Raw genomic sequence first — 2,780 nt, forward strand, 5'->3', positions numbered from 1 at the left:
GGGGTGGTGCCGGCAAGGAACGCGGCTTCCATTTCGCCGGTAGAGGCGCTGAGGTACGAGTAGGTTTTTTGTTTTTTATTTTCTCTTCAGTAAAATTATCCTAGAGTCCGCGCACTCATCCTTGTATTTGTAATCAGGCAGGAATTTGAGCAGAGATTCGGAAAATTCCTTTACGTATTCGTGAAAAGGCATGTTCTCTTCCTTAAGGCGGAGGCGGGAGTAGCCGAGGAACATGTATGCTTTCACTTCTATGTAAGTGGGGGAAGCGGAGGAGAAGAGCTTTGCATATTTTTGTAGCAGCGCGGGAGAATCATTCAGTCCTTTTATGAGGGTGAAGCGGATTACGGTGTTGCAGTCCATATTCTTCATTAGGGAAAGGGAACGCTTCAGGCGGCTCCAGCCGTTTGGGTAAATGGAGCGGTTTATCTTCTTGAAAAGGGCGGGGGTGGGCGCATCCACGGAGATGTACAAATTGGTGAGGCCCGCGCCCTTCAATTTCCTAATCATGGAGGGCTCCTGGCCATTTGAGACTACGAAAATGGTTTTCACTTCTTTACGGGCACGAAGCGCCTTCACCAGTTCTGGAAGTTTTGGGTAAAGGGTCGGCTCGCCGGATAAGGAAATCGCCCAGTGGGAAGGGAATTCGGAGAAGGATTTCTGGAAAAGGGGGCGATTCACATCATGGGCACCTCCAATCCCGGAGAGGAGCTTTTTTCGGGATTTTACGCAGGCTTCTATTATTTCTTCGGGCGAAGCCGCGTCCTCTTTTGAAGAAAACTTCTTGTGCATCCATTCCATCGGCCGCCAACAGAAAATGCAGGATTGCTGGCACCACGCTGCCGAGGGGCTCATCTGGCAGCATTTGTACGTCTCAACGCCGTAGAACTTTTGCTTGTAGCAGGAGCCTTTGCCGCGCAGGGATTTCCTTGTCCAGGAGCAGATTTGGACGGCGGAGTGCCTTCCGGCCAATCCGTATTGCTTGTTGAGGAGTTGCTTGCGCACTTCGGAGGAAAAACCGGGGGCCATCATTCTTCCTTTTCTTCCTTCTTGGCCTTCTTCGCCCTCGGCTTCCTCGCCTTCTTGGGAGATTCGGTCTCGGCGGATTTCTTCTTTTTCTTCCTCTTCTCGCCGCCTATTGCGGAAACCTCGTCGGAGAGTTCCTCAAGGTCGCCCTCAAGCAGCTTGCAGCCGCGGACGAGCATCTCGCGGGCGCCCATCTGCATGAAGCTCTCGGCCTTGAAGGAGAATGAGCCGTCCTCCTTATCTTCATATGCAACTATGCCTGCCTGGAACTTCGCGTGCTTCCTGCCGGTGCCGGAGATTGCCTTGCCCTCCAGGCGGAGGGTCTGGCCCTCGGTAAGGGTTATTATGGGTATTTTTGGCTCGGCGACCGCTATTCCGGCGTCGCTGCTCTGCAGGTCCCCGGAATAGACGACCTTGGGGCCCTGCGCGTCCAGCACGAAGGACACCTCCGCGGATGCGGGGACGTTCTTTGGCGTCTTTATCGGGATGAGCCCTATACGGTGGGCGACGTACTCATCAAAGATGGACGCGGAGTTTTCATACATGGTCACTGTGTCTATCGCCAGTATGGGGAGGTGGTTCATTGAATAGCGCCTGACTGCGTTCGCGAGCGGAATGGAGATTCCTTTCACTGCGAAGGAAAGCTTGTTGCCGCCATCCTGTAGGGATTCCACGTCCATGCTCACACCCTCCTTCCCCTTCTTCCGCCCTTCCTCTTCATGGAATCGGTGGGCAGCGGGGTTACGTCCTCTATCCTTCCAACGCGTATCTTCATCCTTGCAATCGTACGGACGACCGCCTGAGCGCCGCCTCCCGGCGTCTTGGAGCGGTTGCCCCCCGGAGCGCGGATTTTGATGTGGACCGTGTCTATGCCCTTCTCCCTGAGCTGGCCGACGACCTTGCCCGCCGCCTGCATGGCTGCGTAGGGCTTGCCCTCCTCCCTGGAAGACTTCACCATCATGCCGCCGCTTGCCCATGCGAGCGTTTCTGCGCCGCTCACGTCGGTAGCTGTTATTATCGTATCGTTCTTGGATGAGTACACATGCACTATCGCGAGCCTCCCGCGCCGCCTCTCCTTCGGCTTTTCGGCCTCAGCGGGCTTGGCTTCCGGCGGCTTCTCTTCGGCGGGAGCGGCCTTCTCTTCCTTGGGGGCTTCCTCCTTCGCTTCTTTCATTTCTTCCTTTTCTTCGGCCATAACATCAAACCTCTAAGCCGCCGCCTCAGCGGGCTTCTCCTCGGCCTTTTCTTCGGCCTTCTCCTCCTCCTTCGCCTCCTCTACAGGCGCGGGCGGCTCAAGGTCTATGGGCCGCGTGTATGAGATGCGCTCCTCTTCGTCGCTGGTGACTAGGTAGCTCGGCGCGGAAATCCTCCTGCCGCCGATGGAAATGAAGCCGTGCGTAATCAGCTGCCTGGACTGCGCCATGGTCTTGGCTAGCCCCTTGCGTACCACGCGGGTCTGCAGGCGCCTCTCCAGGACGTCCTTCACCGTGAGGGACAGGATGTCCTCAAGCTTCGCCTCCTTTGGGATTATGCCCAGCTTGTGCAGCTTGTTCATGAGCTTGCCGATGTCCCTCGCCCTCTCTTCCTCGGAAAGGGAAAGCAGGCGCCTTGCGTCACGCCTCGCCTTCTTGAGGTGCTGCGTCATGACCCAGAGTTCGCGCATGTTCTTCAGGCCGTATGTGCGCTTCAGGCCCTTCTCGTCCTTAAGCCGGTCCAGGTCCCAAAGCCTCATGGGCCTTTCGTATTTGTTTGAGAAT

At 56.3% G+C, this 2,780-nt stretch carries 4 protein-coding genes; all 4 read right to left on the reverse strand.

The window, feature by feature from the left end; all coding sequences use genetic code 11:
• Nucleotides 1-75 precede the first annotated feature (75 nt).
• The 4 genes from twy1 to PHF79_04205 all read right to left on the reverse strand — a co-directional run bounded on the left by twy1 (nt 76) and on the right by PHF79_04205 (nt 2,755).
• A complete protein-coding gene (gene twy1, locus PHF79_04190) occupies nt 76-1,026 on the reverse strand; it encodes a 4-demethylwyosine synthase TYW1 (GenBank protein MDD5318980.1) in 951 nt (316 codons plus the stop codon).
• Nucleotides 1,026-1,703, reverse strand: coding sequence for a DNA-directed RNA polymerase subunit D (locus tag PHF79_04195; protein MDD5318981.1), 678 nt, complete (start codon nt 1,701-1,703; stop codon nt 1,026-1,028). Before PHF79_04195 ends, twy1 begins: the two co-directional genes overlap by 1 nt.
• A gap of 2 nt (nt 1,704-1,705) precedes the next feature.
• On the reverse strand, nt 1,706-2,074 hold the full coding sequence (rpsK, locus tag PHF79_04200; GenBank protein ID MDD5318982.1) for a 30S ribosomal protein S11: 369 nt from the start codon (nt 2,072-2,074) through the stop codon (nt 1,706-1,708).
• Between the two features lie 156 nt (nt 2,075-2,230).
• Nucleotides 2,231-2,755, reverse strand: a complete 525-nt coding sequence (locus PHF79_04205; protein ID MDD5318983.1) for a 30S ribosomal protein S4 — start codon at nt 2,753-2,755, stop codon at nt 2,231-2,233.
• Nucleotides 2,756-2,780 lie beyond the last annotated feature (25 nt).

The sequence above is a fragment of the Candidatus Paceibacterota bacterium genome (genome assembly GCA_028714275.1).
Lineage (GTDB): Bacteria > Patescibacteriota > Minisyncoccia > Phycocordibacterales > CAINVO01 > CAINVO01.